General features: G+C 69.3%; 28 protein-coding genes and 1 tRNA gene. 18 read left to right on the top strand and 11 right to left on the bottom strand.

Annotated features, from left to right (window positions below):
- Positions 1 to 192: 192 nt before the first annotated feature.
- Positions 193 to 1,776: a caspase family protein gene (locus ABS78_RS01890; protein WP_293374313.1), complete on the top strand. Its 1,584-nt coding sequence runs from the start codon at positions 193 to 195 to the stop codon at positions 1,774 to 1,776.
- A gap of 20 nt (positions 1,777 to 1,796) precedes the next feature.
- On the opposite strand, the gene ABS78_RS01885 is transcribed toward ABS78_RS01890, so the two are convergent.
- Positions 1,797 to 2,279 (bottom strand): hypothetical protein, encoded by a 483-nt coding sequence (locus ABS78_RS01885; protein ID WP_293374311.1) that lies wholly within the window; start codon positions 2,277 to 2,279, stop codon positions 1,797 to 1,799.
- Positions 2,280 to 2,397: 118 nt separating this feature from the next.
- Positions 2,398 to 3,126, bottom strand: coding sequence for a helix-turn-helix transcriptional regulator (locus tag ABS78_RS01880; RefSeq protein ID WP_293374309.1), 729 nt, complete (start codon positions 3,124 to 3,126; stop codon positions 2,398 to 2,400).
- Between the two features lie 182 nt (positions 3,127 to 3,308).
- On the opposite strand from ABS78_RS01880, the gene ABS78_RS01875 reads away from it, so the two are divergent.
- The 6 genes from ABS78_RS01875 to ABS78_RS01850 all read left to right on the top strand — a co-directional run bounded on the left by ABS78_RS01875 (position 3,309) and on the right by ABS78_RS01850 (position 10,646).
- Positions 3,309 to 3,950 carry a PEPxxWA-CTERM sorting domain-containing protein gene (locus ABS78_RS01875; protein WP_293374308.1) on the top strand — a complete coding sequence of 214 codons (642 nt, stop codon included), beginning with the start codon at positions 3,309 to 3,311 and terminating at the stop codon, positions 3,948 to 3,950.
- Positions 3,951 to 4,201: 251 nt separating this feature from the next.
- Positions 4,202 to 4,825: a PEPxxWA-CTERM sorting domain-containing protein gene (locus ABS78_RS01870; protein ID WP_293374306.1), complete on the top strand. Its 624-nt coding sequence runs from the start codon at positions 4,202 to 4,204 to the stop codon at positions 4,823 to 4,825.
- Positions 4,826 to 4,986: 161 nt separating this feature from the next.
- Positions 4,987 to 5,062: transfer RNA gene (locus tag ABS78_RS01865), tRNA-Lys, on the top strand.
- A 281-nt stretch (positions 5,063 to 5,343) separates the two neighbouring features.
- The gene (locus ABS78_RS01860) at positions 5,344 to 6,690 is read left to right on the top strand and encodes an RNA-binding domain-containing protein (RefSeq protein WP_293374304.1); all 1,347 of its coding nucleotides are present in this window, start codon (positions 5,344 to 5,346) and stop codon (positions 6,688 to 6,690) included.
- Between the two features lie 317 nt (positions 6,691 to 7,007).
- Complete coding sequence (locus ABS78_RS01855; protein ID WP_293374302.1) at positions 7,008 to 8,600, top strand: carboxyl transferase domain-containing protein; 1,593 nt, start codon at positions 7,008 to 7,010, stop codon at positions 8,598 to 8,600.
- Positions 8,601 to 8,759: 159 nt separating this feature from the next.
- Positions 8,760 to 10,646, top strand: coding sequence for a biotin carboxylase N-terminal domain-containing protein (locus tag ABS78_RS01850; protein ID WP_293374300.1), 1,887 nt, complete (start codon positions 8,760 to 8,762; stop codon positions 10,644 to 10,646).
- A 69-nt stretch (positions 10,647 to 10,715) separates the two neighbouring features.
- On the opposite strand, the gene ABS78_RS01845 is transcribed toward ABS78_RS01850, so the two are convergent.
- Entirely contained in the window at positions 10,716 to 11,141 is a 426-nt protein-coding gene (locus tag ABS78_RS01845; protein WP_293374298.1) for an ion channel, read from the bottom strand.
- A 131-nt stretch (positions 11,142 to 11,272) separates the two neighbouring features.
- Here ABS78_RS01845 and ABS78_RS01840 point away from each other — a divergent pair, with 131 nt between their 5' ends.
- Positions 11,273 to 11,623: an Hpt domain-containing protein gene (locus ABS78_RS01840; RefSeq protein WP_293374296.1), complete on the top strand. Its 351-nt coding sequence runs from the start codon at positions 11,273 to 11,275 to the stop codon at positions 11,621 to 11,623.
- Here ABS78_RS01840 and ABS78_RS01835 read toward each other — a convergent pair.
- Positions 11,596 to 12,237 carry a hypothetical protein gene (locus tag ABS78_RS01835; RefSeq protein WP_293374294.1) on the bottom strand — a complete coding sequence of 214 codons (642 nt, stop codon included), beginning with the start codon at positions 12,235 to 12,237 and terminating at the stop codon, positions 11,596 to 11,598. The two genes, ABS78_RS01840 and ABS78_RS01835, sit on opposite strands and share 28 nt — an antisense overlap.
- An 87-nt stretch (positions 12,238 to 12,324) precedes the next feature.
- Positions 12,325 to 13,281, bottom strand: a complete 957-nt coding sequence (gene gcvA, locus ABS78_RS01830) for a transcriptional regulator GcvA (protein WP_293374292.1) — start codon at positions 13,279 to 13,281, stop codon at positions 12,325 to 12,327.
- Between the two features lie 190 nt (positions 13,282 to 13,471).
- On the opposite strand from gcvA, the gene cobA reads away from it, so the two are divergent.
- Genes cobA through ABS78_RS01800 form a run of 6 tightly spaced genes read left to right on the top strand, consistent with a single transcriptional unit; the run spans position 13,472 to position 18,432 of the window.
- Positions 13,472 to 14,326, top strand: a complete 855-nt coding sequence (cobA, locus tag ABS78_RS01825) for a uroporphyrinogen-III C-methyltransferase (protein ID WP_293374290.1) — start codon at positions 13,472 to 13,474, stop codon at positions 14,324 to 14,326.
- A complete protein-coding gene (locus tag ABS78_RS01820; RefSeq protein WP_293374288.1) occupies positions 14,323 to 14,685 on the top strand; it encodes a DUF2849 domain-containing protein in 363 nt (120 codons plus the stop codon). The genes cobA and ABS78_RS01820 overlap by 4 nt, the downstream gene beginning before the upstream one ends.
- Before the next feature lie 8 nt (positions 14,686 to 14,693).
- Positions 14,694 to 16,364, top strand: coding sequence for a nitrite/sulfite reductase (locus tag ABS78_RS01815; RefSeq protein WP_293374286.1), 1,671 nt, complete (start codon positions 14,694 to 14,696; stop codon positions 16,362 to 16,364).
- Positions 16,348 to 16,848, top strand: a complete 501-nt coding sequence (locus tag ABS78_RS01810) for a DUF934 domain-containing protein (RefSeq protein ID WP_293374284.1) — start codon at positions 16,348 to 16,350, stop codon at positions 16,846 to 16,848. Before ABS78_RS01815 ends, ABS78_RS01810 begins: the two co-directional genes overlap by 17 nt.
- A gap of 2 nt (positions 16,849 to 16,850) precedes the next feature.
- The gene (locus ABS78_RS01805; RefSeq protein ID WP_293374471.1) at positions 16,851 to 17,594 is read left to right on the top strand and encodes a phosphoadenylyl-sulfate reductase; all 744 of its coding nucleotides are present in this window, start codon (positions 16,851 to 16,853) and stop codon (positions 17,592 to 17,594) included.
- A 13-nt stretch (positions 17,595 to 17,607) separates the two neighbouring features.
- Positions 17,608 to 18,432 (top strand): ferredoxin--NADP reductase, encoded by an 825-nt coding sequence (locus ABS78_RS01800; RefSeq protein ID WP_293374282.1) that lies wholly within the window; start codon positions 17,608 to 17,610, stop codon positions 18,430 to 18,432.
- Here ABS78_RS01800 and ABS78_RS01795 read toward each other — a convergent pair.
- Positions 18,366 to 19,013, bottom strand: a complete 648-nt coding sequence (locus tag ABS78_RS01795) for an AAA family ATPase (protein ID WP_293374280.1) — start codon at positions 19,011 to 19,013, stop codon at positions 18,366 to 18,368. The two genes, ABS78_RS01800 and ABS78_RS01795, sit on opposite strands and share 67 nt — an antisense overlap.
- Positions 19,014 to 19,092: 79 nt before the next feature.
- Positions 19,093 to 19,584 carry a 3D domain-containing protein gene (locus tag ABS78_RS01790; protein WP_293374279.1) on the bottom strand — a complete coding sequence of 164 codons (492 nt, stop codon included), beginning with the start codon at positions 19,582 to 19,584 and terminating at the stop codon, positions 19,093 to 19,095.
- Between the two features lie 182 nt (positions 19,585 to 19,766).
- Between ABS78_RS01790 and ABS78_RS01785 the strand changes: the two genes are divergently transcribed.
- The 4 genes from ABS78_RS01785 to folD are packed head-to-tail and all read left to right on the top strand — an operon-like array spanning position 19,767 to position 22,767.
- Positions 19,767 to 20,348: a glutathione S-transferase family protein gene (locus ABS78_RS01785; protein ID WP_293374277.1), complete on the top strand. Its 582-nt coding sequence runs from the start codon at positions 19,767 to 19,769 to the stop codon at positions 20,346 to 20,348.
- A 42-nt stretch (positions 20,349 to 20,390) separates the two neighbouring features.
- The gene (locus tag ABS78_RS01780) at positions 20,391 to 21,398 is read left to right on the top strand and encodes a S1/P1 Nuclease (RefSeq protein ID WP_293374275.1); all 1,008 of its coding nucleotides are present in this window, start codon (positions 20,391 to 20,393) and stop codon (positions 21,396 to 21,398) included.
- A complete protein-coding gene (locus tag ABS78_RS01775; RefSeq protein WP_293374273.1) occupies positions 21,398 to 21,880 on the top strand; it encodes an NUDIX domain-containing protein in 483 nt (160 codons plus the stop codon). Before ABS78_RS01780 ends, ABS78_RS01775 begins: the two co-directional genes overlap by 1 nt.
- On the top strand, positions 21,877 to 22,767 hold the full coding sequence (gene folD, locus ABS78_RS01770; RefSeq protein WP_293374271.1) for a bifunctional methylenetetrahydrofolate dehydrogenase/methenyltetrahydrofolate cyclohydrolase FolD: 891 nt from the start codon (positions 21,877 to 21,879) through the stop codon (positions 22,765 to 22,767). The genes ABS78_RS01775 and folD overlap by 4 nt, the downstream gene beginning before the upstream one ends.
- Positions 22,768 to 22,776: 9 nt before the next feature.
- Here the strand turns inward: folD and ABS78_RS01765 are convergent, their stop codons facing one another.
- From ABS78_RS01765 to ABS78_RS01750, 4 genes are read right to left on the bottom strand one after another with little or no spacing between them, the layout of a single operon-like run.
- Positions 22,777 to 23,430 (bottom strand): ABC-type transport auxiliary lipoprotein family protein, encoded by a 654-nt coding sequence (locus ABS78_RS01765; protein ID WP_293374269.1) that lies wholly within the window; start codon positions 23,428 to 23,430, stop codon positions 22,777 to 22,779.
- A complete protein-coding gene (locus ABS78_RS01760) occupies positions 23,427 to 24,389 on the bottom strand; it encodes an MlaD family protein (protein WP_293374267.1) in 963 nt (320 codons plus the stop codon). Before ABS78_RS01760 ends, ABS78_RS01765 begins: the two co-directional genes overlap by 4 nt.
- Positions 24,389 to 25,228 (bottom strand): ABC transporter ATP-binding protein, encoded by an 840-nt coding sequence (locus tag ABS78_RS01755; protein ID WP_293374265.1) that lies wholly within the window; start codon positions 25,226 to 25,228, stop codon positions 24,389 to 24,391. The genes ABS78_RS01760 and ABS78_RS01755 overlap by 1 nt, the downstream gene beginning before the upstream one ends.
- Complete coding sequence (locus ABS78_RS01750; protein WP_293374263.1) at positions 25,225 to 26,352, bottom strand: ABC transporter permease; 1,128 nt, start codon at positions 26,350 to 26,352, stop codon at positions 25,225 to 25,227. The genes ABS78_RS01755 and ABS78_RS01750 overlap by 4 nt, the downstream gene beginning before the upstream one ends.
- Positions 26,353 to 26,383: the final 31 nt, after the last annotated feature.

Raw genomic sequence — 26,383 nt, 5'->3', positions numbered from 1 at the left:
CAACCCTGTGGGCGCCTATGCGGATCGCCGCAGCCGGTGCGGCCAGGCGCCGCTTGCGCCCGTATAGGGTCAGTAGGCCTTCGGGGCGCCTGGTCGGGGCTCCCGGCGCAAGGCGCAGGTTCGTGATCGCGTGGGACTTGTGATCGCGGCCAGCCCCGGCTTTACCTGGGGCGAGCGAAGCGAGGGGCGGCGATGCGCGTTCTGTTGGCGGTTCTCCTGGCGTTGACGACCCTGGGGCTGGCCCGGCCGGCTGCGGCCGAGATCCGGGCCCTGATCGTCGCGGTCTCGGAGTACCAGGACCCGATCCCCTCCCTGGAGGGGCCGCCCAACGACGCCGCCGCGCTCAAGACTCTTCTCGGTGCGCAAGGGGCGACCGACGTCACCGTCATCGCCGACCGGCAGGCGACCCGATCCAACATCAGGGCCGCCCTGGAGAGCCTGGGCAAGCGCTCGAAGCCCGGAGACTGGGTGATCTTCTTCTACGCCGGTCACGGCGCACAGGCCCGGACGGACGATCCCACCGAGGAGGACGGGCTGGACGAATTTCTGGCCCTGGGGGGCTTCAGCGTCTCGCACCCCGATCCCGAGCAGTTCGTCCTGGACGACGACCTTCGCAGCTGGCTGGTGGCCTTCTTCCCGACCACCGTCAACGTCCTCCAGATCGCCGACGCTTGCCATTCCGGAACGCTGAACCGGTCGCTGGCGGGGCAGACACGGTTCAAGCGGCGCACGGCCCTGGACAATCCGATGGCCATCCAGCTTCCGCCCAGCCCGTTCGATCCGGTGCGACGTCCGCCGTCGGCGGAGGATCCGCCCAATCTCGTCTATGTCGGCGCGGCGCAGGACAACCAGTTCGCGCTGGAGGGGCCGTTGCCGCGCGGCGACTCGGCCTCGCGCGGGCTTCTGACCTATGCGCTGGAAGGCGCGCTTCGCGATCGCCGTCCGAACGGCAACCTCGCCGCCGACCTGGACGACGACGGCCGACTCTCGCTGGCCGAACTGGCTTCGACCCTGGAGACCCGCACCCGCGAACTGTCGGGCGCCCAGCAATGGGCCAGCGCAGCGGTGCCGGCGCGCAACGAGCGCAGCGTGATCTTCCAACCTCTCAAGGCTCCGCCGCCGGACGAACGCCCCATCGAGGTGAAGGCCGTCGACGATCAGGCCGCGGAACTGCTGGGGGGGCGGGGGCCGTGGGCCTCGATCCCGAGCGGCGAACCCGATCTCACCTGGAACGCCACCGAGGGCTGGGTGACCGACCATAGGGGCGACCGGGTCGCGGAGAACCTGCGGACGCCGGAACAGCTTTCCGGCGTGATCATGAAGCGACGCGCCATCACGCAGATCGCGGCCTCGGCCAACGAACGCCAGCTCAAGGTCGACATCGGCCCCAAGCCCACGGGCCAGCTCTATCGCAAAGGCGAGGCGGTCGATCTCGTGGTCACCCATCGCGGCACGTCGGCCTACCTGACCGCCTTCAACCTCGCCAGCGACGGGACGGTGCAGATGCTCTTCCCGATCGACGGCGACGGAGATGGACTGATGGCCGCCGGCCAGACCCGCGTGGTGATGGCCCGGACCAAGGCCGTGCCGCCGTTCGGCCTCGACAATGTGGTGGCGATCGCCACGCCGGAAGAGCCGACCGTCCTGCGCGCGGCGCTGAAGCGGATCGACGGCAAGCGCGACGCGATGGTGGCCGCCGGTCTGGTGCAGGACGAGCTGGACCGGGCCAAAGGCCGGGCGGCGTCCGCGCTGGGCGAGTTGTATACGGGACCTTAGGCGCGCCGTACGGCGTGTCCCTAAGGCGTCGGTTCGGCGCTGACGAGGGCCTGAAGCGCCGTGCGCGCCTGATTGGCGCAGCCGGCCTTCTGGGCGGCCAGGATATGGTCAAGGGTGGTCAGGTGGGCCGGGTCGGGGCACACGCCCGAACGCCGGGCCCCGAACGTCCGCGAGGTCGGCGGAGGATCGACCAGGATCTTGAGCTGGGCCAGGCGCGAGGGGTCGGTCGCCGCACCCGGCCGCGGTGCGACCGCGCCCTGAGGTCCGCCGCGCACGGTGGTGATCGCGCCGCTGGCGCTCATCAGGCGCGCCGTCTGGCCGGCGCCCAGGGCGATGCGTTCGCCGCCCGAAAACTCCACCCCGGGCTTCACCGCCGGATCGGTGGAGGCCACCACGACGAAGTCGGCGGCCAGGGCCGCGCCCGCCACGCCGCCCGCGAGGATCAGGCCCAGGGCGGCGCGCGAGGTCGCGCGGAGGGCCCCGTTGGGGACAACGCTGCGCATGGTGACAATCCTCTCGCCTGATACGCGAGGATGAGCCCACCTGCGCGTGCGCCGGTCAAGACCTTGCGCCTTTGGGGGGAGTTCGGGCGCGCCATCCGTGCGCCGGAGAGGCAGGCCCCTACAGCAGGCGCGCCGCCACCAGACGCGCCACCGCCTGGGTCCGGTTTACGGCGCCCAGCTTCCTGCGGGCGTTGTCCACGTGGAATCGGACGGTGGTCTCCGAGAGGCCGAGGATCACCGAGATCTCCCAGTCGGACTTTCCCTCGGCCACCCACGACAGGGCGTCCCGCTCGCGGTCGGTCAGGCGGATCTCGTCGGCCCCGGGCGGGGCGGCGAAGGTCATCAGCCGCTCGGTGAGCATCAGGCCCGCGAGCTGCACGGCCATCGCGTCGTCCGGCGCAAGCTCATGGTCATGGAATCCGAGGTGCAGCGATGCGATCGTACGGTGGCGGCCGTACGAGGTGGCGCAGACCGCGTCGCCGATGCCTGCCTCGCTCATGGCTTCCCAATAGGCGCCGAAGTCCGCGTCGTGGCGGGGAGCGAAATCACTGAAGCGATAGCGGGTGAGACCGCCGCGGATCGCCTCGAGCAGGGGATTGTTCTCGAAGCAGACATAGTCGAACGCCGGCGTGCCCAGCCGCCACGTCTCGGGCGCGATGCGCCGGACGATCCCGCCGGCGGCGTAGTGGGCTTCCGATGTCAGCGAGACAACCGGACGGCGATAGAGCCGCGTCTGGAGATAGGATGCGCCGATGTCCGACAGGGCGGCGAAGAAGCCCTCGCTCGCCGCCTCGGGCGTCGGGGCCGCCAGGGCGGTGTCGGCGATATCGAGCGCGCGTGTCAGCATGCCACAGAAACAGGTCCCGACGTCACTGGCCCGATCCTAGCAAGTCCGGCGCCGAAGCGTCACCTTGCAGGGTCAACCTCTCGGTTCCGAGAGGCGCCCCATGCCGCTCATTTCAACGACATTCGCCCCGATCCTGGGCGTGCCTTCGCCGTCCGGGCGAACGTCGTGAGTGGGGTGCAATCATGAGACGAGTTCTAGCCGGGCTGGCCGCAACGGCCGCCTTGTGCGCGGCGCCGATGGCGCACGCGGCGCACTATGTGTTGAATCTGACGGGCGACGCCGACGGCATGGTCACCGACAGTTTCTCGTTCGGAGGGGTTTTCTTCGAGACCGGATACCTCGAACTGTCGGGCTTCACGCCCTTCGTGCTCGAGGACGGGGACACGTTCGAGGCCTTCGTGACGATCACGGGGTCGAACCCGCCGCCGTTCCCGACGTTCATCGTTCCGCTTAAGGACCAGATGTTCTTCGGGCTCAACTTCGCGGACATCCTGGGCGGCGCGCAGCCTGAGACTTCCGAGGCCAACGGCCTGTTCTCGTTCGACGGCGGTCCGGACGTCGGCGCCGGCTGCGGCAACTGCACGAGCCTGATCTACGGTTTGAACGGGACGCCGTTCGGCTTCACGACGCTGGTCGCGAGCGGGATGTTCCTGATGTCGGAGCCGTACCAGATCAACACCATCTCGATCAGCTATCAGGTCAACAACGACGCGGTCGGCGCCGTCCCCGAGCCGGACGCCTGGGCGCTGATGATCCTGGGCTTTGGCGCGGCCGGGGCCTTGCTGCGTCGCAGCCGGCGCGCGGGCCTCATTCCGGCCTGCTGAGCCGACCGCCGTATCCGAGTGCGAAAGCGCCGCGGCGTGCCCGTCTTCGGGAGTGTCGCGGCGCGCATCGGCGCCGATCGGGGACTCGCACCAGCCTGCGCGCACGCGGCCGAAGCCGTCGCTCGATCCGTCGGCACGAGGTCAACCCCTCATTTCCGAGAGGCGCCCGAGGGCGCGAGCTTCGCCGATACTTCGCGGCCTGGGGAGAAAAAATTCTCCACTCAGGCGAATTTCTTGAGTGGGGTGCAATCATGAGACGATTTATAGCCGGAGTGGCCGCAACGGCGGCTCTCCTCGCCGCGCCAGCGGCGCAGGCGGCGGTCACCTATACGTTCACGGGGTCGCAGACCCTCAATCTCGGGCCGGTCGATCCGGACGATCCGGATGGGGCGCAGATCGAGGTCGTCGTCAATTCCAGCTTCACGCTGGTGACGCCGGGCTTCATCACCAACGGGACGTTCACGCCCGACAGCTGCACGGACGACAACGCCGGCTACGTCTGCGGCCAGATGGAGTTCGACAACTTCGCGAACCAATTCAACGTCGGCGGCGACTTCCTCTCGCTGGGCTACAGCTATGAGGACGACAACACCGCGTTCGGCGGCGGAGCGTTCTACTTCTTCGCGCCCGGTGCGTTCGGAGCGGCCGGGACCTACACGAACGTCGGGTGGCCGATCAACGGACAGCCCATCTCCGACGAACCCTATGGCTGCTGCTTCGGCAACGCCGGCTTTGCGACACTGGTGGTCTCGGGCTCGCCGACTGTGGGCGGCGTCCCCGAGCCCGGCGCCTGGGCGCTGATGATCCTGGGCTTCGGCGGCGTGGGCGCGACCCTGCGCAACCGCCGGCGTATCCAGACCTTCGCGACGGCCTGACAGGGCGGTCAAGCGAGGGGGCCGTGGCGGATGCTACCGTGTCAAGCGTCCGCCGCGGCCATTCGTTTCCGGCGGCGAAATCGCCGCCTTGCCAACGGCGCGATTTTGCGTATGTTCCGCGCCCTCGCCGCCGGGCCGCCATGCGACCCCGGAGCCGGGACGGGTGTATAGCTCAGTTGGTAGAGCAGCTGACTCTTAATCAGCGGGTCCAAGGTTCGAATCCTTGTACACCCACCATTCTTTTCAAAGACTTGGTGGTGAATTGGTACCCACGCGAAATGCGCAGGGTACCGCTGGGGTATCAGGACCAAGCGCCCCCTTTGGCCCGCATTGAAGGGCAAAAGCCTGCAAGGCACGCGTAGCGGACTTTGGTTGCCGCCCAAACACAAGACACCACGTGCGCTTCCATCAAGTGGGAGGCCTCCAGGCCAACTAGGCTAAATGATTGTCCAGTGATGCTCGGACATGACCGACTCATCTGACAACTGATTTGCTGCAATCCGAATGAGGTGTGACCCGTGGCCGAACCGCTGGCTGCACAGCTAGAGGCGCTTGTCGCTTCGCCCAGGGAAGACCTGGGCGTCGAGATCAAGTCGTGGCTGGACCTCGCGAACAAGGACGATTGCGCCACGCTTGCGAAGTCTATAATCGCGCTGGCGAATCACGGCGGCGGGTTCATCATCCTCGGGATGCGTGAGACCGAAGCCGGCAAGTTCGAGGAAGCTCCCGGCCGGCCGATCACCCTCAGCGGCTACAAGCAGGACGTAGTCGCAGGCATCGCCGCTTCCTATGCCGAACCCGGCATCCAGGTTGGCGTCTACCAGATCAACGGGAGCGCCGGCATTTTCCCGGTTGTCCAGGTCCCTGGAGGCCATCGGACTCCGATCCAGGCCAAGAGAGGCAGTCCCGACCAAAAGACCCTGCTTGTCGGGCGCGCCTACATCCGCCGGCCGAAGCCGGAGAGCGCTGAGCCCCAGAACGCAGCGGAGTGGCGAGAGCTGATCGACCGATGCGTCCGAGCTGGTCGCGACGACCTACTCGACGCCATCCGTGGCATCCTCGACGGCCGCGAAGCCCAAAGCCCGCCGCCACCACCGAGCGAGGAAGCCCAACTCGCCGAGTGGGCCGATGACGCTCTCGAACGCTGGATCGCCCGCGCGCCGATCTCGCCGACGATGATCAAGCTACTGCCGCCGGGCTTCTACCGGGTGGCCTACAAGATCGTCGGCGGCCTGGACCCCGTCGCGCTCCCCGAGCTGCTGGCAGCGGTCAACAGCGCCACCACCCGCCACACCGGTTGGTCGCCGTTCTGGGTGCCGACCCGTGAAGGGATCAGGCCGTATGTGAAGGATGGCGCGATTGAATGCTTCCTGGCCGGTGAAGACCCGCAACGCATGGTGGATGATCCAGCCCACGCCGATTTCTGGCGGGTCAGCCCCACCGGAGAGGCCGTTCTGATCCGGGGGTTCGACGAGGACAGTCGGCCCGAACACATCAAGCCTGGCAAGGTGTTCGATATCACCTTGCCAGTCTGGCGGATCGGCGAGTGTCTGTTGCAAGCCGTCAAGTTCGCGGCTGCGGTCGGACGGCCGGATGCGGAGATCGTCTTCTCGGTGAGGTGGAGCGGTCTGGCTGGCCGCACGATAGTCCACGTGGAAGGGCGTCGGTTCATTCCCGAAGCGCACGTCGCCCAGCAAGACACCTTGGACCGGGTCATCACGGTTCGGGTCGATCACGTCGCCGACAGCCTGCCGGAAATCCTCTTCGATCTGCTGAAGCCGCTCTACGCGCTGTTCGACTTCATGGAGCTGCCCAAGAGCCTCGTCGACGAAGAAGCTCAGCGTCTTCGCCAGGGTCGGTTCTGACTCGATGACCGATCCAGTGCCGGAAAGCCTGCAAGGTTCCATACTGTCGGAATCGGCCCGCCCCGTCGTCGAGATTCCGAGTGTGAAATCGCTGCTGCTCGAACTCTACTGGGGTGACATGCGGCTGGGGGTTCCCGCCCCCAACATCGGGTCGCGCGGGATTCGAGCTGATGTGGGGACCAGGAAGCGTGTCGGAAGACCTGGGATCGGCGGGCAGGGGGCCGAGGCCCCTCAACGCGGCCGGGGTCTGCGACTATGCTGCCGGTGGGCCCGTTTTTAACCTATTCCTCGGCCCTAAGTCCGCCGGGAGGCCCTGAATGCGTGTTCTGAAGACGACGGTGGACGCCGGGGCGGCGGCCTATGCGGCGAATCGGGCGGTGAACCTGGGGTTGGCGGACGAGCTTCGGGTCCGGGCCGGTCAGGCGGCGCTGGGCGGCTCGGCGCAGAGCCGGGAACGGCATGCCGCGCGGGGCAAGCTGTTGCCGCGGGACCGGGTGACGCGGTTGCTGGACGCCGGGGCGCCGTTCCTGGAGGTGGGCCAGCTGGCGGCCTTCGGGATGTATGGCGACGAGGCGCCAGGGGCCGGGGTGATCACGGGCGTGGGCCGGGTGTCGGGGCGCGAAGTGATGATCGTGGCCAACGACGCCACGGTGAAGGGCGGGGCCTACTTCCCGATCACCGTGAAGAAACACCTGCGGGCGCAGGAGATCGCGCGGGAAAACCGGTTGCCCTGCGTCTATCTGGTGGACAGCGGCGGCGCGAACCTGCCGCACCAGGCCGAGGTGTTTCCCGACCGCGAGCACTTCGGCCGTATCTTCTACAATCAGGCCCGGATGAGCGCCGAGGGGATCGCCCAGGTGGCGTGCGTGATGGGAAGTTGCACAGCGGGCGGCGCCTATGTGCCCGCCATGAGCGACGAGACCGTGATCGTGCGGGGGCAGGGGACGATCTTCCTGGGCGGGCCGCCGCTGGTGAAGGCGGCCACCGGCGAGGTGATCTCGGCCGAGGAACTCGGTGGCGCCGACACCCACGGGCGGCGCTCTGGCGTGGTGGACCACGTGGCCGAGAACGACGAACATGCGCTGGCCATCGTCCGCCGCATCGTGGGCAACCTGAACACCGCCAAGACGCACGGCCTGACCCTGGCCGAGCCCGAGCCGCCGGCCTACGACCCCGAGGAGCTGTACGGCGTCGTCCCGCAGGACGTGCGGGCGCCCTACGACGTGCGCGAGGTGATCGCCCGTGTCGTGGACGGTTCGAAGTTCGACGAGTTCAAGGCGCTGTACGGGACCACCCTGGTGTGCGGCTTCGCCCGCATCTGGGGCTATCCAGTGGCGATCCTGGCCAACAACGGGGTGCTGTTCTCGGAGAGCGCGCTGAAGGGCGCCCACTTCATCGAGCTGGCCTGCAAGCGGAAGATCCCGCTGGTGTTCCTCCAGAACATCTCGGGCTTCATGGTGGGCGGAAAGTACGAGGCGGGCGGCATCGCCAAGGACGGCGCCAAGCTGGTCACGGCGGTCGCCTCGGCCGAGGTTCCGAAGTTCACCGTGCTGATCGGCGGCTCGTTCGGCGCCGGCAACTACGGCATGTGCGGACGGGCCTACTCGCCGCGGTTCCTCTGGACCTGGCCCAACAGCCGCATCAGCGTGATGGGCGGCGAGCAGGCGGCCTCGGTGCTGGCCACCGTCCACCGCGACGCCGGCAAGTGGTCGAAGGACGAGGAGGAGGCCTTCAAGGCTCCGATCCGCCAGACCTACGAGGACGAGGGCAACCCGTATTTCGCCACCGCCCGGCTCTGGGACGACGGCGTCATCGACCCCGTGCAGACCCGGGACGTCCTGGGCCTCTCCATCTCGGCGGCGCTCAACGCCCCCATTCCCGAGACGCGCTTCGGCGTGTTCCGGATGTGAGGTGCGACATGGCCAGCTTGGCGGTGCGCCAGCGCCGATTCAACGAACCGCGAACGAACGCGAAAGGACGCGAACGTGTCCGAGCAGCTCAGCCCGTTCGCGTGTGTTCGCGTTCGTTCGCGGTTCAAACTACAGCGCCTGCGGCGCGTGGGGCGTCCGATGTTTAGATCCGTCCTTGTCGCCAACCGGGGCGAGATCGCCCGCCGTGTGTTCGCCACTGCGCGGCGCATGGGCATCGAAACCGTAGCGGTCTTCTCCGAGGCCGATGCGAACGCCGCCCACATCCGCGACGCCGACCGCGCCGTGCCGATCGGCCCCGCCGCCGCGCGCGAGAGCTATCTCGTCGGCGAGCGGATCATCGAGGCGGCGCGTGCGACCGGGGCCGAGGCGATCCATCCGGGCTACGGCTTCCTGTCGGAGAACGCCGACTTCGCCGAGGCGGTGGCGGCCGCGGGCCTTGTCTGGATCGGCCCGCCGCCCACCGCCATCCGGGCCATGGGCCTGAAGGACGCCGCCAAGGACCTGATGCAGAAGGCCGGCGTGCCGGTCACCCCCGGCTACCTGGGCGAGGACCAGTCGGCGCCGCGGCTCAGGGCCGAGGCCGACCGGATCGGCTATCCCGTGCTCATCAAGGCGGTGGCCGGCGGGGGCGGCAAAGGCATGCGGCGGGTCGAGGGCGCGGGTGAGTTCGAGGCCGCCCTGGCCTCGTGCCAGCGCGAGGCCGCCGCCAGCTTCGGCGACGACCGGGTGCTGCTGGAGACCTATGTCACGCGTCCCCGGCACATCGAGGTGCAGGTGTTCGGCGACCGTCACGGAAACGTGGTCCACCTCTACGAGCGCGACTGTTCGCTCCAACGCCGCCACCAGAAGGTGATCGAGGAGGCCCCGGCGCCGGGTATGAGCGACGCCGCCCGCGCCGCCGTGACCGAGGCGGCGGTGAAGGCTGCGAGGGCGGTGGACTACGTGGGCGCCGGAACGGTGGAGTTCATCGCCGACGCCTCCGAAGGCCTGCGGGGCGACCGCATCTGGTTCATGGAGATGAACACCCGTCTCCAGGTGGAGCACCCCGTCACCGAGATGGTCACCGGGCTGGACCTGGTCGAGTGGCAGTTCCGGGTGGCGGCCGGAGAGCCGCTGCCGCTGGCGCAGTCCGACATCCGGCTGACCGGCCATGCCGTCGAGGCCAGGCTCTACGCCGAGAACCCGGCCACGGGCTTCCTGCCCTCGACCGGACGCCTGGAGAGCTTCGCCCTTCCGGGCGGCGTGCGCGTGGACGCGGGCGTCGAGGAGGGAGACGCCATCACGCCCTTCTACGATCCAATGATCGCCAAGCTGATCGCGCATGCGCCGACCCGCGAGCAGGCGATCGCCGAACTGGCCGACGCCGTCTGCGAGGTCGAGGTCTTCCCGGTGAAGACCAACGCCGGATTCCTGGTCCGTTGCCTGGAGCACCCGGACTTCATCGCCGGGGCGATGGACACGGGGTTGATCGGGCGCGAGGCCGAGACCCTGGCCGCATCGGCCGAGCCCTCGCCCGAGGCGCTGGCCACCGCCGGCTGGGCCTTCCGCGAGATGGTCGAGCGCGAAGTCGAGGGCCAGCCGGCCACGCCCTGGGTCGCGCTGGCCGGGTTCCGGCTCAACGCCCCGGCCGATCCGACGGTGCGCCTGTTCCTCGACGGCCGGGCCGTGATGGCGACGCCCGGCGACCAGCCGTCGCGCTCGGTCCATGTGCTGGGCGACGAGGAGGTGGTGGTGTTCGAGGCCGGCGAGGCCTTCGTCTTCCACGACCACCCGCCGGCGGCGGATGCGGCCGGTGCGGGCGGCGACGGCCAGATCCGGGCGCCCATGCCCGGCAAGGTGACCCAGGTGGCCGTCAGGGCCGGCGACAGGGTGACCAAGGGCCAGACCCTGCTGGTGCTCGAAGCCATGAAGATGGAGCATGCGCTGGCCGCGCCGTTCGACGGCGTCGTCGACGAGGTCGGCGCGGAAGCGGGCGCCCAGGTCAGCGAGGGGACGTTGCTGGCGAAACTGTCCGAGCCGGCGTGACGCCGGTTGGCGGGCTTGTTCCGGTCAGGCCGAAACGGCCGGCCGGCGCAGGGAGAATCACGGGCGGACCTAGAGATGCGGCCGGCGGCGCTGGAGGCGGCTCATCACCGTGACGATGAAGGCCGTGGTCCACCCGATCAGCAGGACGCCGTTGATGCCCTCGATCGCCCCGACCAGTCGCCATTCCGGGCTGATCGCATGGTCGCTGTAGCCGATGGCTCCGTAGCTGGTGGTGGAGAAATAGACCGAACCGCGCAGGTCCGGGATCGCGCCGAGCTGCCAGTAGAGCAGGGCGTAGAGCCAGATCTCCAGGCCGTGGAGGAGGAACAGGCCGAGCACCAGCGACACCACGGCGCGAGGGGTGTGGAGGTAGAGGCGGCCGGCGCGGTTGCGCAGGCGCCGCCGGACTATTCCGCTCAGCAGGGTCAGTCCCCCGGCATGAAGGCTGACCGTCACCAGCACCATCACCGAGGCGATCAGGAGTTCGGCGATCATCGGCGTTCCTGCGCGCGGCCTGTCTACCTCTGACGGCGTGCGCCGCCCGAGGTCAAGCGCCGCGAACGGCGTTGCCCCGTCGCCCCGAAGCGTCGCACAAGCGGCGATGTCCACGGGCGAGGGAGGCCGGCATGGCGGGGGCTTCGGGCGGGACGCCGGGCGGCGTCGATTTCGACTATCTGGAGGGGTTCGCCGCCGGCGACATGGTGGTGGTCACCGAGGTGCTGAACCTGTTTCAGGGCCAGGCCGCGGGCTGGCTGGCGGAGCTCGACGCGCCGGCCTCGACGCTTCCGCCCGGCCGCTGGCGCGACCTGGCCCACACCATCAAGGGGGCTTCGCGCGGCATCGGCGCCGGCGCGCTGGCCGACGTGGCCGACCGTGCCGAGCGGGGGGACCCGGCGATGGCGGGGGAACTGCGCGCGGCCCTGGTCGCCGCCCGCGCGGACATCGAAGGCTACCTGTCCCGGATCGGCGGGGGCTGAGCCGTCAGCACGTCCGCGGCGTAGGTTTCCACCAGCAGGCTGAAGGGCTGGCCGTCGGGCGTCTGCAGCACCGCCCGGTGCTGAAGGACGTCGCGCGGCGGGACGGCGGGCGCGTCGAAGGCCAGATCTCCGCGGGCCTCCCAACCCGGCGGCAGCGGCTGGTACAGCAGCCGGGCCGACAGCGTGCGGCGCTGGAACGCCAGCGGAGCCACGACCACGCCGAACGGCGTCTCGGTGGTTTCGAGGGCGGTGTTCATCTGGGGTGTAAGGCGGCCGGGCAGATACCAGTTGTCGGCGCGTGAGAGCACGGTGTCGCCGCAGATCAGCTCGACCCGGCGCAGGCGGATGGGCGTGTCCGTGGTGGCGCGAAGCTGGCGGCGGGCGGCCGTGGCGGCGGCTGGGTCATCGTGGACGGAGACGCGACGGGCGCGGATGCGGGGCGCCTCGACCATGCGCCGGTCGCACACCTCCTGGAGCACGGCCGTGGCGCTGTCGCGGCTCAGGAGTTCGGCGTTCAGCGACTGCAACTGCGCCAGGAGGCGCAATCGCTGGACATAGTGGGCGTCGGCCTCCGCGCCGAACGCGGGCGCCGCCGTGGCGATGAACGCCGCCAAGACTCCTCCTGCCAATACGCTTCCCGCCGACACGCTTCCCCCCAACATGCGTCCTGTCGGAATAGGCCGCATTCGAGAACGCCTGACCTAGATCCCGGCGCCGTTGTCGATGGCCTGCATGGCCTCTTCATGGGCGCGGGCCTCGGCCTCGATCCAGCCGATGAACGCCTTGACCTGGGGCAGCCGGCCCTTGGCCTTGGGGTGGACCAGATAGTAGGCGAAGTCCACGGCCGTGGCGATCGGCAGAGGCGCCACCAGGCGGCCGGCCTCGAGGTCGGCCTGGGCCAGGGTGCGCTTGGCCAGGGCGACGCCCCGGCCGTTGGCGGCGGCCTCGATCACCAGCGCCGACTGGTTGAAGCGCGGGCCGCGGTGGCCGTCGATGCCGCGCAGGCCTCGGGCGGCCAGCCACATGGGCCAGTCCGGGCAACTGTCGTCGATTTCGGGGGAGCCATCGTGAAGCAGGGTGTGATTCGCCAGATCCTCGGGCGTCTCGATGGGCTGGTCGGCGAGGAGGGCGGGGCTGACGACGGGGATGACCGCTTCGCTGACCAGTCGTCGTACTTCCAGGCCCGGATAGCGGCCGGCGCCGTAGCGGAGGGCCAGATCGACCTCGCCGGCGCTGAGGTCGACCAGCTCCATGCCGGCGTTCAGCCAGACGTCCACCTGTGGATGCGCCCGCTCGAAGGCGCCGAGGCGCGGCGCGAGCCACTTGGCGGCGAACGAGGGCGGGGCGGTGATGGTGAGCCGTCGCCCGTCGACCGCCGCGGTCAGCAGGCTGGCGGCCTCGGCCAGGCGGTCGAACGCCTCGCGCAGGGCGGGCAGGGCGGTCTGGGCCGCGTCGGTGAGCAGGAGTCCCTTGGGCGTCCGCTTGAACAGCGCGGCGCCGACGTAGTCCTCCAGGTTCTGGATCTGCTGGCTCACGGCGCCCGGCGTCACCGAGAGCTCGTCGGCCGCGCGGCTGAAGTTGAGGTGCCGCGCCGCGGCCTCGAAGGCGCGGAGCGCGTTCAGCGGCGGAAGCCGGCGACGCTGGACGTTGCGCTCCATCCTAGAATTCCTGAAGTCCCGGGCAGAAGTCCTTGGGTTGCGAATTGGGCGCTTCGGCCACTTATTGCAAGCGTCCGCTGGTGTATCGGCCCTTTTCACCGGCGGGTAGTTGCGGGGCGGGCGCAGGTCCGCCCCGTCGTGATTTCAGGGTCCCGGTTTCCGGGGCCGCGTATCGATAGAGAAACTAAAGATGGCGACACGCCAAGGTCAAGGCAGGGGGCGGGAGAGGCTGGTGCTGCTGGGCGCCCGAGCGCGCACGCGCGCTTCGGGACAGGTCTGGCTGGTGGGCGCAGGCCCGGGTGACCCGGAACTTCTGACGATCAAGGCGCTCAAGGCCCTCCAGGCGGCCGAGGTGGTGGTCCACGACGGGCTCGTCTCGGCCGAGATCCTGGACCTCGCGCCCGCCACGGCACGGCGGATTTCGGTGGCCAAGCGCAAGTCGCGTCACGCCTACGCCCAGGACGAGATCAACCGGATGCTGGTGGCGTTCGCCCTGGAGGGCTTGAACGTGGTGCGGCTGAAGGGAGGGGATCCCTTCATCTTCGGGCGTGGCGGCGAGGAGCTGGAGGCCTGCCGGGCGGCGGGCGTCCCGTGCCTGGTGGTGCCAGGAGTCACCGCGGCCCTGGCGGCGAGCGCGAACGCCGGCGCACCCCTGACCCACCGCGGATCGGCCCAGGCCGTGACGTTCGTCACCGGTCATGCGGCCCAGAAGAACGCGGATGGGGGCGGCGAACCCGACCTGGACTGGGAGGGCCTGGCCAAGGCCAACCAGACCGTCGTGATCTACATGGGTCTTTCGACGGCGCCGGCGATCTCGGCCCGCCTGATCGCGGCGGGACGGCCGGGCGCCACGCCCGCGCTGATCGTCGAGAACGCCAGCCGCGCCGACGAGCGCCGCGTGCCGACCACCCTTGCGGAACTGCCCCAGGCGGTGGCCGCTCTGGATGGCCCGGCCCTGCTGATCGTCGGCGAGGCGATGGCGCTGGCGCAGGCCGGGGACGCCGCTCCGCTCGAAGTTCCGACCGCCCGGGAGGCCCTGGCATGAAAGCCCTGACCGCCAATCGCCTGTCCGACGGCGAAGTCGTATTCTGGAAGGACGGCCGCTGGATCGAGCGGTTCGCCGACGCCCAGCTCTGGGCCGGCGACGATCCCGCGGCGATCGAGGCCGAAGGGGAGGGCAAGGCTCAGCCCCTCGTGGTCGTCGACGCCTATCTGATCGACCTCGTGGAGGCCGAGGGCTTCTGGGCGCCGGTCAGCTATCGCGAGCGCATCCGGGCGCTGGGGCCGACCAATCACCTTCACCACGGCAAGCAGGCCGAAGGCGGCGCCGCCATCGAGGCGCTCCAGCACGCCAGCGGCGCGGCCCGGTCCACGGGCCGCGTCAACCTGATCAAGCGCAAGTAGAGGGCGCGATGTACCAGTACGACACCCTCGACAAGGAGATGCTGGCCGACCGGTCGGCGGAATTCCGCGGCCAGGTGGCGCGCCGGCTCTCGGGCGAGTTGACCGAGGACCAGTTCAAGCCGTTGCGGCTGATGAACGGGCTCTATCTCCAGCTTCACGCCTATATGCTCCGCGTGGCCATCCCCTATGGTTCGCTGAACCCGGCTCAGCTTCGCAAGCTGGCCTGGATCGGCCGCACGTACGACAAGGGCTACGGCCACTTCACGACGCGCACCAACCTCCAGTTCCACTGGATCAAGCTGGCCGACACGCCCGACATCCTGGACCACCTGGCCAGCGTCGACATGCACGCCATCCAGACGTCGGGAAACTGCATCCGCAACACCACGACCGACCCCTACGCAGGCGCCACGGCCGAGGAGGTGGACGATCCGCGGGTGTGGGCCGAGGCGATCCGCCAGTGGTCGACCTTCCATCCCGAGTTCTCGTTCCTGCCGCGCAAGTTCAAGATCGCCATCACCGCGGCGCCCAAGGACCGGACGGCGGCCCGGGTGCATGACATCGGCCTGGTGCTGAAGCGCGCCCGCGACGGCGCGCTGGGCTTCGAGGTGATCGTCGGCGGCGGGATGGGCCGGACCCCCTATGTGGGCCCGACCATCAAGGAGTTCCTGCCGGTCAACCGGCTGCTCTCGTACCTGGAAGCGATCCTGCGCGTGTACAATCGCCACGGCCGCCGCGACAACATCTACAAGGCTCGGATCAAGATCCTGGTGGCGGCCCTGGGCAAGGACGAATTCGCCAAGCAGGTCGAGGCCGAGTGGGCCAAGATCGACCGGGATGCGGGGGAAGGCGGGGCCGATCTGCCCGACACCGAACTGGCCCGCATCCGCGGCGCGTTCGCGACGGCGACGTTCGAGACCCTGCCAGCGGTCTCCGAGGCGTTCGAGACGGCCAAGGCGTCGACCCCTGCGTTCGCGCGGTTCGTCCGCAACAACGTCAAGCCGCACAAGAAGCCCGGGTACGGCATCGTCGAGATCAGCCTGAAGGGCATCGGCGACACGCCCGGCGACGCCACCTCGGAGCAGATGGAGACGGTGGCCGATCTGGCGGAACGCTATGGCCAGAACGACATCCGCGTCACCCACGAACAGAACCTCGTCCTGCCGCACGTGAGGCTCGACGACATCCCGTCGGTGTGGGCCGGGCTGGCCGAGGCCGGGATCGCGACGGCCAACATCAACCTGGTCAGCGACATCATCGCCTGCCCGGGGCTGGACTACTGCGCCCTTGCCAATGCGCGGGCGATCCCGATCGCACAGCACATCGCGGAGAAGTTCCGAGACCCAGATCGCGCCGAAAAGGTGGGTGAGCTGAAGATCAAGATCAGCGGCTGCATCAACGCCTGCGGCCACCACCACGTGGGCCACATCGGCATCCTGGGCGTCGATAAGAAGGGCGAGGAGTTCTACCAGCTCACCCTGGGCGGCTCGGGCGCCGAGGACGCCTCGCTGGGGTCGATCCTGGGGCCGGCGCTGCCCTACGACCGCGTGGCCGGGGCCGTGGACACCCTGGTCGATGTCTATCTGCGGGAACGCGAGGATGGGGAGCGGTTCCTCGACACCTTCCGCCGCACCGGCGTGGCGCCGTTCAAGGAGGCCGTTTATGCCGACGCTCATTGAGCTGAAGGACGGCGTCTGCCGGCCCGCCGAGGACCCGTTCACCCACGTGGCCGACGACGAGGACCTGCCGCCCGGCGACGTGATCGTATCGCTGACGCGCTTCCAGCAGGAGGGCGACCGCCTGCTGTCCGAGGGGCGGCGCGTGGGGGTTCGCCTGAAGTCGGACGAAGAGGTCGAGGCCCTGGCCTATGATCTGCCGCGGCTCGCGGTCGTGGCGTTCGATTTTCCCAAGTATCGCGACGGGCGCTCGTATACGAACGCGCGGCTGGTCAGGGAGCGCTACGGCTTCAAGGCCGAGGTCCGGGCCGTCGGCGACGTCCTGCGCGAGCAGGCAGGCTTCATGGCGCGCGTCGGGTTCGACGCCTTCGAGCCGGCCGACGACGCCAGCGCCAACGAGTGGCAGGCGGCCATCCGCCGCTATCGGCATGTGTATCAGCGCGCGGCCGACGGCCGCGCGCCGGCGTTCGTGGAGCGGGAGGCGTGAGCGTGGCCTACGACGATCCCATCGGGGCGGATGCGGCGCTGGCCCTGCGGCTGGACGCCGAGCTGCGCCGCGCCCACCCGCGCACCGTGCTGGAAGCCGCGGTGGAGAGTTTCGGCCACCGCCTGGCCCTGGTGTCGTCCTTCGGCGCCGAGTCGGCGGTGCTGTTGCACATCGCCGCCCAGGTGAAGCGCGACCTCCCGATCCTGTTCCTCGACACGGGCATGCTGTTCGGCCAGACGCTGGACTATCGCAAGACTCTGGCGGAACAGCTGGGGCTGACCGAGGTGCGCGACCTCCGTCCCGCCTACAACGACCTGGCGACCGACGACCCTCAGGCCAAGCTCTGGCAGACCGACACTGACGCCTGCTGCCATATCCGCAAGGTGCTGCCGCTCGATCGTGCGCTGGGCGAGTTCGAGGCCTGGATCACGGGTCGCAAGCGCTTCCACGGAGGCGACCGGCTGAACCTTCCGGTGGTCGAGCACGCCGAGGGCAAGGTGAAGTTCAATCCTCTGGCGAACTGGGGCAAGGCGGACCTCGACGCGTATGCGGCCGAGCACGACCTGCCGGCGCACCCGCTTGTGGCCCAGGGCTTCCCCTCCATCGGCTGCTGGCCCTGCACCCATCCGGTGGAGGCGGGCGAGGACGTCCGCGCCGGCCGCTGGAAGGGTCTGGACAAGACCGAGTGCGGCATCCATGTGGCCCGTGCGCCGGGCGTGCCGAACAACGTCGGCGGCGACATCTAGGACGGATTTCGGGATGAACGATGTGACCGTGGCCGCCCCCGCTCCGGCCGGTGGCCTGAAGGCTTCAGGCGCCTTCTATGTGGAGACGGTGACCTGGGTCCAGCACTGGACCTCCAGCCTGTTTTCGTTCCGCACCACCCGCGATCCGGGCCTGCGCTTCTCGAGCGGCCAGTTCGTGATGGTCGGCCTCCAGAAGGAGGACGGCAAGCCGCTGGTGCGGGCCTACTCCATCGCCTCGCCGTCGTGGCACGAGGAACTGGAGTTCTATTCGATCAAGGTTCCGGACGGCCCTCTGACCTCGCGCCTGCAGAACATCAAGGTGGGCGACCAGGTGCTGATCGGCCGCAAGCCCACCGGCACCCTGGTGCTGGACGGCCTGAAGCCCGGCAAGCGGCTCTACATGCTGGGCACGGGCACGGGCCTGGCGCCCTGGCTGTCGCTGGCCCGCGAGCCTGACGTCTACGAGCGCTTCGAGACGGTGGTGGTGACGCACACCGTGCGCGAGGTGCAGGACCTGAACTACGCCGACCTGTTCGCCGAGCTGCCGAAGGACGAGATCCTGGGCGAGCTGATCGGTGGCAAGCTGCGCTATTATCCGACCGTGACCCGCGAGGCGTTCCGGACGCAGGGCCGGATCACCAACCTGATCGCCTCGGGCCAGATGTTCCGCGACCTGGACTTGCCGCCGTTCGATCCGGCCGAGGACCGGGTCATGATGTGCGGCGGGCCCTCGGTGCTGGCCGATCTTAAGCAGCAACTCCTGGACATGGGTTACGTCGAGGGATCGATCGCATCGCCCGGCGACTTCGTGCTGGAAAAGGCGTTCGTCGAAACCTGAGCCGCGCGCTCGAGGACGAACGCCGCCCGCGTCGGGACATCCCCCGCGGGGACGATCAGCGACGCATATCCGGTCTCCCTCAGCATGGTGAGGATACGTGGGAAGGTCGCCTGGGCCTCGTCCCAGGTCTGTCGGCGCTCGGCGTCGGTCCCATAGATTTCGCGCCACGGCGGCAGGACGAACACCGTGTGATTGTAGCGTCGGGTCCGCACGGCCTCGCGCAGGGCGTCCGAGGGCGGCGTTCCGTTCGCGCCCCACACGTCGATGATCCCGCGATCGAAGAAGACCGGACGCGTCTCGTCCGAAAGGCGATCGAAGTCGGCGATGTCGCGGGCCGTGGTGAGGTCGCAGAAGCGGCGGTTGTCGCGCCAGGGGACGCCGTCGCCACCGGCCGCCGTCTGTTCGGCGATCACCGCCCGGGCGTTCTCGGCCACGGTGAGTTGGCCGCGGCGCGCCAGTTCCGCGAGCAGCGTGGTCTTGCCCACGCCCGGGCCGCCGGTCACGACGAAGAAGTTCGACTTCGTGGGCAGGGCGTATCCTCCCGAAGCGGCGTCAGGCCGCGGTCGGGGCGAAGAGGTCATCGCGGGACGGTCCCTGGCGCCGGGCGGCGCCCGGGGGCGCGCTCGGGGTGGCGCTCTGGGTCGCGCTCGGGGCGCCGGCTCAGGCCGGCGGGCAGCCCTTGAACTCGCCCACCTTCACGGCGGTCAGGGTGGAGAGGTTCAGCTTTTGCACCGGCTTCATCGAAGCGGCGCCGTGGCCGGTGTAGAGATCCACCCGCTGGCCCTTGATCGCCCCGCCCACATCCGAGGCGTACCAGTAGCCGTCGTGGGCGTCGCCGTTGGGCATCCGCAAGCCCACGGTCTCCTTGATGAAGACGACGGTCCTTCGGGGAATGATGCTCTTGTCGACCGCCAGGGTACGCATGGGAACGACCTTGCAGCCCAGGCTGTCGAGCACGCCCACGCCTTTCGCGCCGGCATGATACAGGGTGGCCTTCACGTTGAAGACCCCGGTTCCGGGTAGAGCGCCCGAGATCACGGACGAGATCAGGTCACCCACCGGGTCCTTCTGTGCGGCTTGCGCATGAGAGGCGGCCCCGAAGGTGGAAACGAGAGTGGAAAGCAGCGCCAGGGCGGCGAGGCGGCGTCGCAAGACGGCGTCTCCTACGTCGTTGAACTGGGTGGCGGAGTCCTAGCGGCTTGGCTTCCAGGGGGCAACCCCGGAGGGCCATAAGCCGCAGGGTTGTGAGAATTCCTAACGACGATGGTTAGCGGAAGGGCTTGCACAACAATGGAAATGCCTGAAAGTCCGACATCTGAGGTGGGGGTCGGGCGATGAAAATCTACGGGGACAGCAAGTCCGGAAACTGCCTGAAGGTGAAGTGGACCGCCGATTTTCTGGGTCGTTCCTACGACTGGATCGAGGTCGATATCACGCAGGGAGAGTCGCGGACGCCGGCCTTCCTGGCGATGAATCCGGCCGGCCAGGTCCCGGCCGTGATCCTGGACGACGGGCGGCCGCTGGCGCAGTCCAACGCCATCATCCTGCACCTGGCCGAAGGCTCTTCGCTCATCCCCGCCGATGCCTATAGCCGCGCCCGGATGCTGGAATGGCTGTTCTGGGAGCAGTACAGCCATGAGCCCTATGTGGCCGTCGCCCGCTTCCAGGTGGTCTACCTGGGCAAGTCGCCCGCCGAACTGGACGCGCGGCTGGTGGAGCGCGCCGCCGCCGCGCTTCAGCGGCTGGAGGCGGGGCTGGCGGCCGGCGACTTCCTGGTGGGCGACGCCGTGACCCTGGCCGACGTGGCGCTGGTGGCTTACACGCGGCTCGCCCCCGAGGGCGGCTTCGACCTCGATGTCTATCCGCGGGTGAAGGCCTGGGTGGCGCGGGTGGAAAAGGCGCTGGGCATCGCCTGAGGCGCGCTTGCCTTCGGTTCGACGGCACGCGAGAGGGAAGGGATGAAGCGTCTCCTTCTCGCTGCGGCTGCGTGCGCCGCCGTCGCTACGTCCGGACCCGCCCATGCCTGGGGCGGCGCCGGCCACCGGATGCAGGGGCAGGCCGCCATGCGGGGCCTGCCCGACGAGGTTCCGGCCTTCCTGCGCACCCGCCAGGCGGCGCTGGACGTGGGCGAACTGGTTCGCGAGCCCGACCGGTCCAAGGGGGCGGGCAAGCTGCACGACCACGACCGCGACTCGGCTCACTTCATCGATATCGACAACGAGGGCAGGCTGCTGGGCGGCCCGCCGTGGCTGCCGCTCTCGGCGACACGGGCCGACTACGAGACCAAGCTCCGCCTCGCCGGCCTGGACCAGTGGAAGGCGGGCTATCTGCCGTATTCCATCCTGGACCGCTATCAGCAGCTCGTTGTCGACCTGGCCTATTGGCGCGTACTGGACGCCGCCGAGCGCAATCCGAAATGGGAGGCCGACCGCAAGTGGTTCCGCCAGGACAGGTTGCGCCGCGAGGCGCTCATCCTGAAGGGAATCGGCGAACTGGGGCATTTCGTCGGCGACGGCAGCCAGCCGCTGCATCTCTCGGTCCATTACAACGGCTGGGGCGACTATCCGAACCCCGCCGGTTATTCCACCGCCCGCCTGCACGGCCCGTTCGAGGGCGACCTGGTGCGAGACCGCGTGCGGCCGGCCGACGTGGAGACCCGCATGGCGCCGTTCCGAAGCTGTGCGTGCCCGATCGAGCAGCGGGTGGTCGACTACCTGACGGTGGGCTGGAAGCAGGTGATCCCCTTCTACGAGCTGGAGAAGGCTGGGGGCCTCAGGGCCGACGACCCGCGCGGCCCCGAATTCGCCGCCGTGCGGCTGGCCGCGGGCGCCTCGGAGTTGCGCGACCTGATCGTCGAGGCCTGGCGCGACAGCGTGAAGAGCAAGGTCGGCTGGAAGCCGGTGACGGTGGAGGACGTGCTGGCCGGCAAGGTGGATCCCTATCCGTCGCTCTACGCGGTGGACTGATGCCGGTCCCGCAGTTCGGCGAGCCGGGGCTGGAGGGTCCTTACCCCGACCGGCCGGCGGCTTTCGCCGTCATCGCGCACGAGGGCCTCATCGCGGTCGTCGAGGTCGACCGCCGCGACCGAGGACTGGTCGTCGATCTGCCCGGCGGCGGAATCGATCCGGGCGAGACGGCCGTCGAGGCGGCCGCGCGCGAGTGCGGGGAGGAGGCGGGACTGGTGGTGCGCGTGGCGGCCCGGCCGTTCGCGCGGGCGGACCATTTCTACCTTCACAACGACGATGTGGTGCGCAACACGCGCGGACAGTTCTTCGCGGCGACGATGACAGGCGAGGACCCCGCGCTGAAGATCGAGCCTGACCATCACCTGCGCTGGATCGCCCCGGACGAGGCTGTCCGACGGCTGGACCGGGATTCGCACGCCTGGGCGGTGGCCGTATGGCTTCGATTGCGCGAGCGCGAGGGAACCGCTAGCAGCGCGCCATGACGGCCAGAATCATCGAAGGCGCGCCCGTCGCCGAGCGTATCCGGGCGGAGGTGACCGCCGAAGTCGCGCGTCTGCGCGCCGAACACGGGTTGCAGCCCGGACTGGCCGTGGTGCTGGTGGGGGAAGACCCGGCCAGCCAGGCCTACGTGAAGTCCAAGGGCGAGCAGTCGCTGGCCGCCGGAATGCACTCGGTCACGCACAGGCTGCCCGCCGATACGCGGCAGGACGAACTGCTGAAGCTGGTGGCCGACCTGAACGCCGACCCGCTGATCCACGGCATACTGGTGCAGTTGCCGCTGCCGAAGCACCTGGACGAGAAGGCCGTCATCTCGGCCATCGATCCCGACAAGGATGTGGACGGCCTGCATGTGATCAACGCGGGGCGCCTGGCTTCGGGGTTGCCGGCGCTCACGGCCTGCACGCCCGTGGGCTGCATGGTGCTGATCCGCGAGACGCTGGGCGACGTCGCGGGCAAGCATGCGGTCGTGGTGGGTCGCTCCCTGCTGGTGGGCAAGCCGATCGCGCAGCTTCTGCTGGCCGCCGACTGCACCGTGACGATCGCGCACTCCAGGACGGTCGATCTGCCAGCCGTCTGCCGCACGGCGGACATCCTGGTGGCCGCGGTCGGCCGGCCGCGGATGATCCGGGGCGACTGGATCAAGCCCGGCGCCTGCGTCATCGACGTGGGCATCAACCGGGTGCCGTTCGACAATCCCGAGCAGGCCGCCCTGGGCAAGACCAAGATCGTCGGCGACGTGAACTACAAGGAAGGCGTGGCCGTCGCAGGATCGATCACGCCGGTTCCCAAGGGGGTCGGCCCGATGACCGTGGCCTGCCTGCTCCAGAACACGGTGACGGCGGCGAAGCGCATCGCGGGCCTGGCGTAGGCCTACGCGTCAGGTGGCGGGACGGCCCGGGTCCTGGGGCGGCTTCGCGGTCTCGTTGGTCCAGGCGACGATCTGCCCGAGCATGTCGGCGACCGCGCGGTCGTAGGCCGGGACGATGGCCGTCACGCGGTTGTCCGAAGCCTCGGCGCGGCTCTCGAACAGCCGCTCGCTGATGGCCTGCCGCTCGCCCTTGCCGACGAGGGCTGCGCGAACGCGCACGACGACCGTGGGCGCCGCCTTGGCGCCGTGGTCGTAGCGCGTCTCGAAGTTGCGGACATCGAGACGCAGGATGTAGTCGGCGGCGGCAGTCTCGCCGCGGGCGACCAGCCGTGTCGGGCCGGGATCGGCGTCGAACGCCGCCACCACCGCGGCGTCCCACAGGGCGGCGGCCGGCGCGACCCAACGGGTCTCGGCGACATAGGCGGCCTTGCCCCCCGTGATGGTGAGGATCCGGTCGCCGCCCGCCTCGCGCGGGAAGGCGCCGTTCGTCCGGAAGACGCCCACGGCGCCTGTCGGCGTTTCGAGGGCCGCCCCGGAGAGCGGCTGGCCGAACCTGTAGAGGTTCACCGGCTTGCTCTTGGGCACGAGCGAGATGCAGGCCGAGACCGAAAGCGCCGCCGTCATGACGACCGCGAGGGGTAGGATGCGGAACAGGCGGGTCATTGGGGCACCTTCACCTCGTTGGCGGTGGGCTTGGTCAGGGCGCCCGTCGGGCTGGACTGGATATCGTTGACCAGGCGTTCGAGGGCTTCGGCCGTGCTCTGGAGCTGGATGACGGCCTGGGTCACCTGCGGCAGGCCGTGGGTGGCGAAGTCGGTTGTCGGGCCGTCGAGGCGCGACAGCATGGCGCGCGCGTCGGCGGCCACCGCGCGGCCTTCCTGTGCGGCGTCGGCCAGGTTGCGGATCGCGCGGCGGCCGTCGCCGTCGACGACCTCGCGGGTCGTCTTCGACAGGGCGGCGATCTCGGCGGTGGCCTCTTCCATGCGCTGCAGCGCCGACTGAGCGTCGGCGATGATGGCGCGGCGTTCGCGAAGTTCGGCGGTTACGGCCTGGGTGTCGGAAATGACGGTCGACAGCGTCTTGATGTTCTGGTCCGAGAGGACGCGGTTGACGCGGTCAAGCGCCTCGATCGTGCGGGTCAGCACGGTGCCCCCGCCTTCGAGCAGGTCGGACAGAGTGCTGCGCTGGCTGCGGATCACGGGAATGCACGGCCGTACGCCCTCGCGCTCGCACCAGGCCCGCGCCGCGTCCTCCAGGAGCGGCTGGGAACTCGTGCCAGAGGTGATCTGCACATAGTTCAGGCCCGTGATCCCCTGGGGCTCCAGCGTGGCGAACGAGTCGGCGCGCACAGGCACATCGTCCGTCACCCGGACCCGTGCGATCACGTTGCTCGGATTGGTCTTGTCCAGGGCGATGGTGATGACCTCGCCCACCTTGATGCCGTTGAAGTGGACTTCGCCGCCCTGGTTCAGTCCCCGGACGGGCCCCTTGAAGACGATGTCGTACAGCTGGAAGTCGCGCGCGAAGCTGAGGCGCGCCAGCCAGACGATGAAGATCGCGACGGCGAAGATCAGGATGAGGGTCGAGAGCCCCACCAGGGTGTAGTTGGCGTTCTTTTCCATCAGGCCCTCTCGTTCCGGGCGCTGCGGGCGGCGCGGCCCCGCGGTCCCAGGAAGTATTCGCGGATCCACGGATGGTCGGACGACTCCAGCTCGCCGACGGGGGCGGTCGCCACCACCTTGCGGTCGGCGAGCACCGCAACGCGGTCGGTGATCGCGTAGAGCGAGTCCAGGTCGTGGGTGATCATGAAGACTGTCAGGCCCAGGCTGTTCGACAGGTCCCGCGTGAGTTCGTCGAAGGCCGCTGCGCCGATGGGGTCGAGCCCCGAGGTCGGCTCGTCCAGGAACAACAGCTCGGGGTCGAGGGCCAGGGCCCGGGCCAGACCGGCGCGCTTCTTCATCCCGCCCGACAGTTCGGCCGGCTTCAGCGATCCGGCCTCGGGGCGCAGGCCCACCATCGCGATCTTCAGGTCCGCCAGTTCGTCGGCCTCGCGGCGGGACAGGCGGCTGTGCTCGAACATGGGGGCCGTAACGTTCTCGCGCACCGTGAGGTTCGAGAAAAGCGCTCCGCCCTGGAACAACACGCCCCACGACCGCTCCAGAGCGCTCCAACGCCGGCGCGAAGCCCTCTGAAGCTCCTGTCCGAGCACGGTGACGGTTCCCGCATTGGGGCTGCGGAGTCCGATGATGGTGTTGAGAAGCACCGACTTGCCCGTACCCGATCCGCCGACGACGCCCAGGATCTCGCCCCGCCGGACGGTGAGATCGAGGTCTTCGTGCACGACATGATCGCCGAATTGCGTACGCAGGCCACGGACCTCGATTGCGGGGCCGTCCCGGTCGAGGACATCGGCGTCGGGCCTTTCGGGCGCGGGCCGGGCGGAGGCGGGGACGTCGGTCATACGTCGAGCTGCATGTAGAGCAGCGCGAAGGCCGCATCGAGCATGATGATGGCGAAGATCGCGTGGACGACCGCGCCCGTCACGCGTCGGCCGAGGGACTGGACGTCGCCACCCACCAGAAGGCCCTGGCGGCAACCGATGCCGGCCACGACGCCCGCCATCACGGGCGCCTTGGACAGGGCGATGTAGAAGTGCGTGGGTCCGACATTGTCGACGATCCGCTGGAGGAAGAAGGTGGGCCCCAGATCGAGCGTCGTCCAGCTCACCATGAGGCCGCCGGCCAGACCGGCCAGCGTCGCCACGAACGTCAGCAGAGGAATGGTGATCAGCAGGGCCATGAACCTGGGCAGGACCAGCGCGTCGAACGGATCGACGCCCATAACCTGCATGGCGTCGACCTCCTGCTGCATCTTCATCGAGCCCAGTTCGGCGGCGAACGCCGAAGCCGAGCGCCCGGCGAGCAGGACGGCGGTGATGACGATGTTGAACTCGCGCAGCACCGCCACGCCGATCAGTTCGACCACGAAGACCTCCGCGCCGAACTGGCGCAGCATGTTCACGCCCAGCAGGGCCACCACCGCGCCGATGAAGAAGGTCGTGAGGGCCACGATGGGGATCGCGTCGAGGCCGGCGCGCTCCATCTGGGTGAAGATCGGCGCCCACCGGATGCGTCTTGGATCGGTGAACACGCGCCGAACCATCCGGCCGAGGGCCACCGTGAGGTGGCCGAAGAAGGCCATGGTGTCGAGGAACTCGGCCAGGAGGTCGGTCGTCCCCTTGCCGATGCGGATCACCATGCCGTGGAAGCCGCGCGGCTCCCGGCGGATCACCGGCTGGACGTGGGTGGCGCTCTCGACCAGTTCGAGCAGGCGCAGCGTCTCGCGGCGGCCGGTCGCCGCCTCGAGGCTGAAGGTGTCGCCCAGGGCGCGGATGATGGCGAAGGCGCCGGCGGTGTCCATCCGCCCCACGCCCTTCAGGTCGAGGGTCACATCCGGTCGGCCGCTGACGGCGTCGGCGAGACGTCGACCGGACTCGCCGAGCTGGGCGGTGGTCCAGTCGCCGGTGAGTTCTGCCGTCAGCCGGTCGGCGGCCTCCTGCAACTGGAAGTCGGCGGGCGTCTCCATGTGGCCGTTTGTCACGGTGTCCGGCCAAGCT

Source organism: Phenylobacterium sp. SCN 70-31, from assembly GCF_001724605.1.
GTDB lineage: Bacteria > Pseudomonadota > Alphaproteobacteria > Caulobacterales > Caulobacteraceae > Phenylobacterium.
Note: the sequence above shows the minus strand (reverse complement) of the source record. Positions and strands in the feature narration are given on the sequence as shown.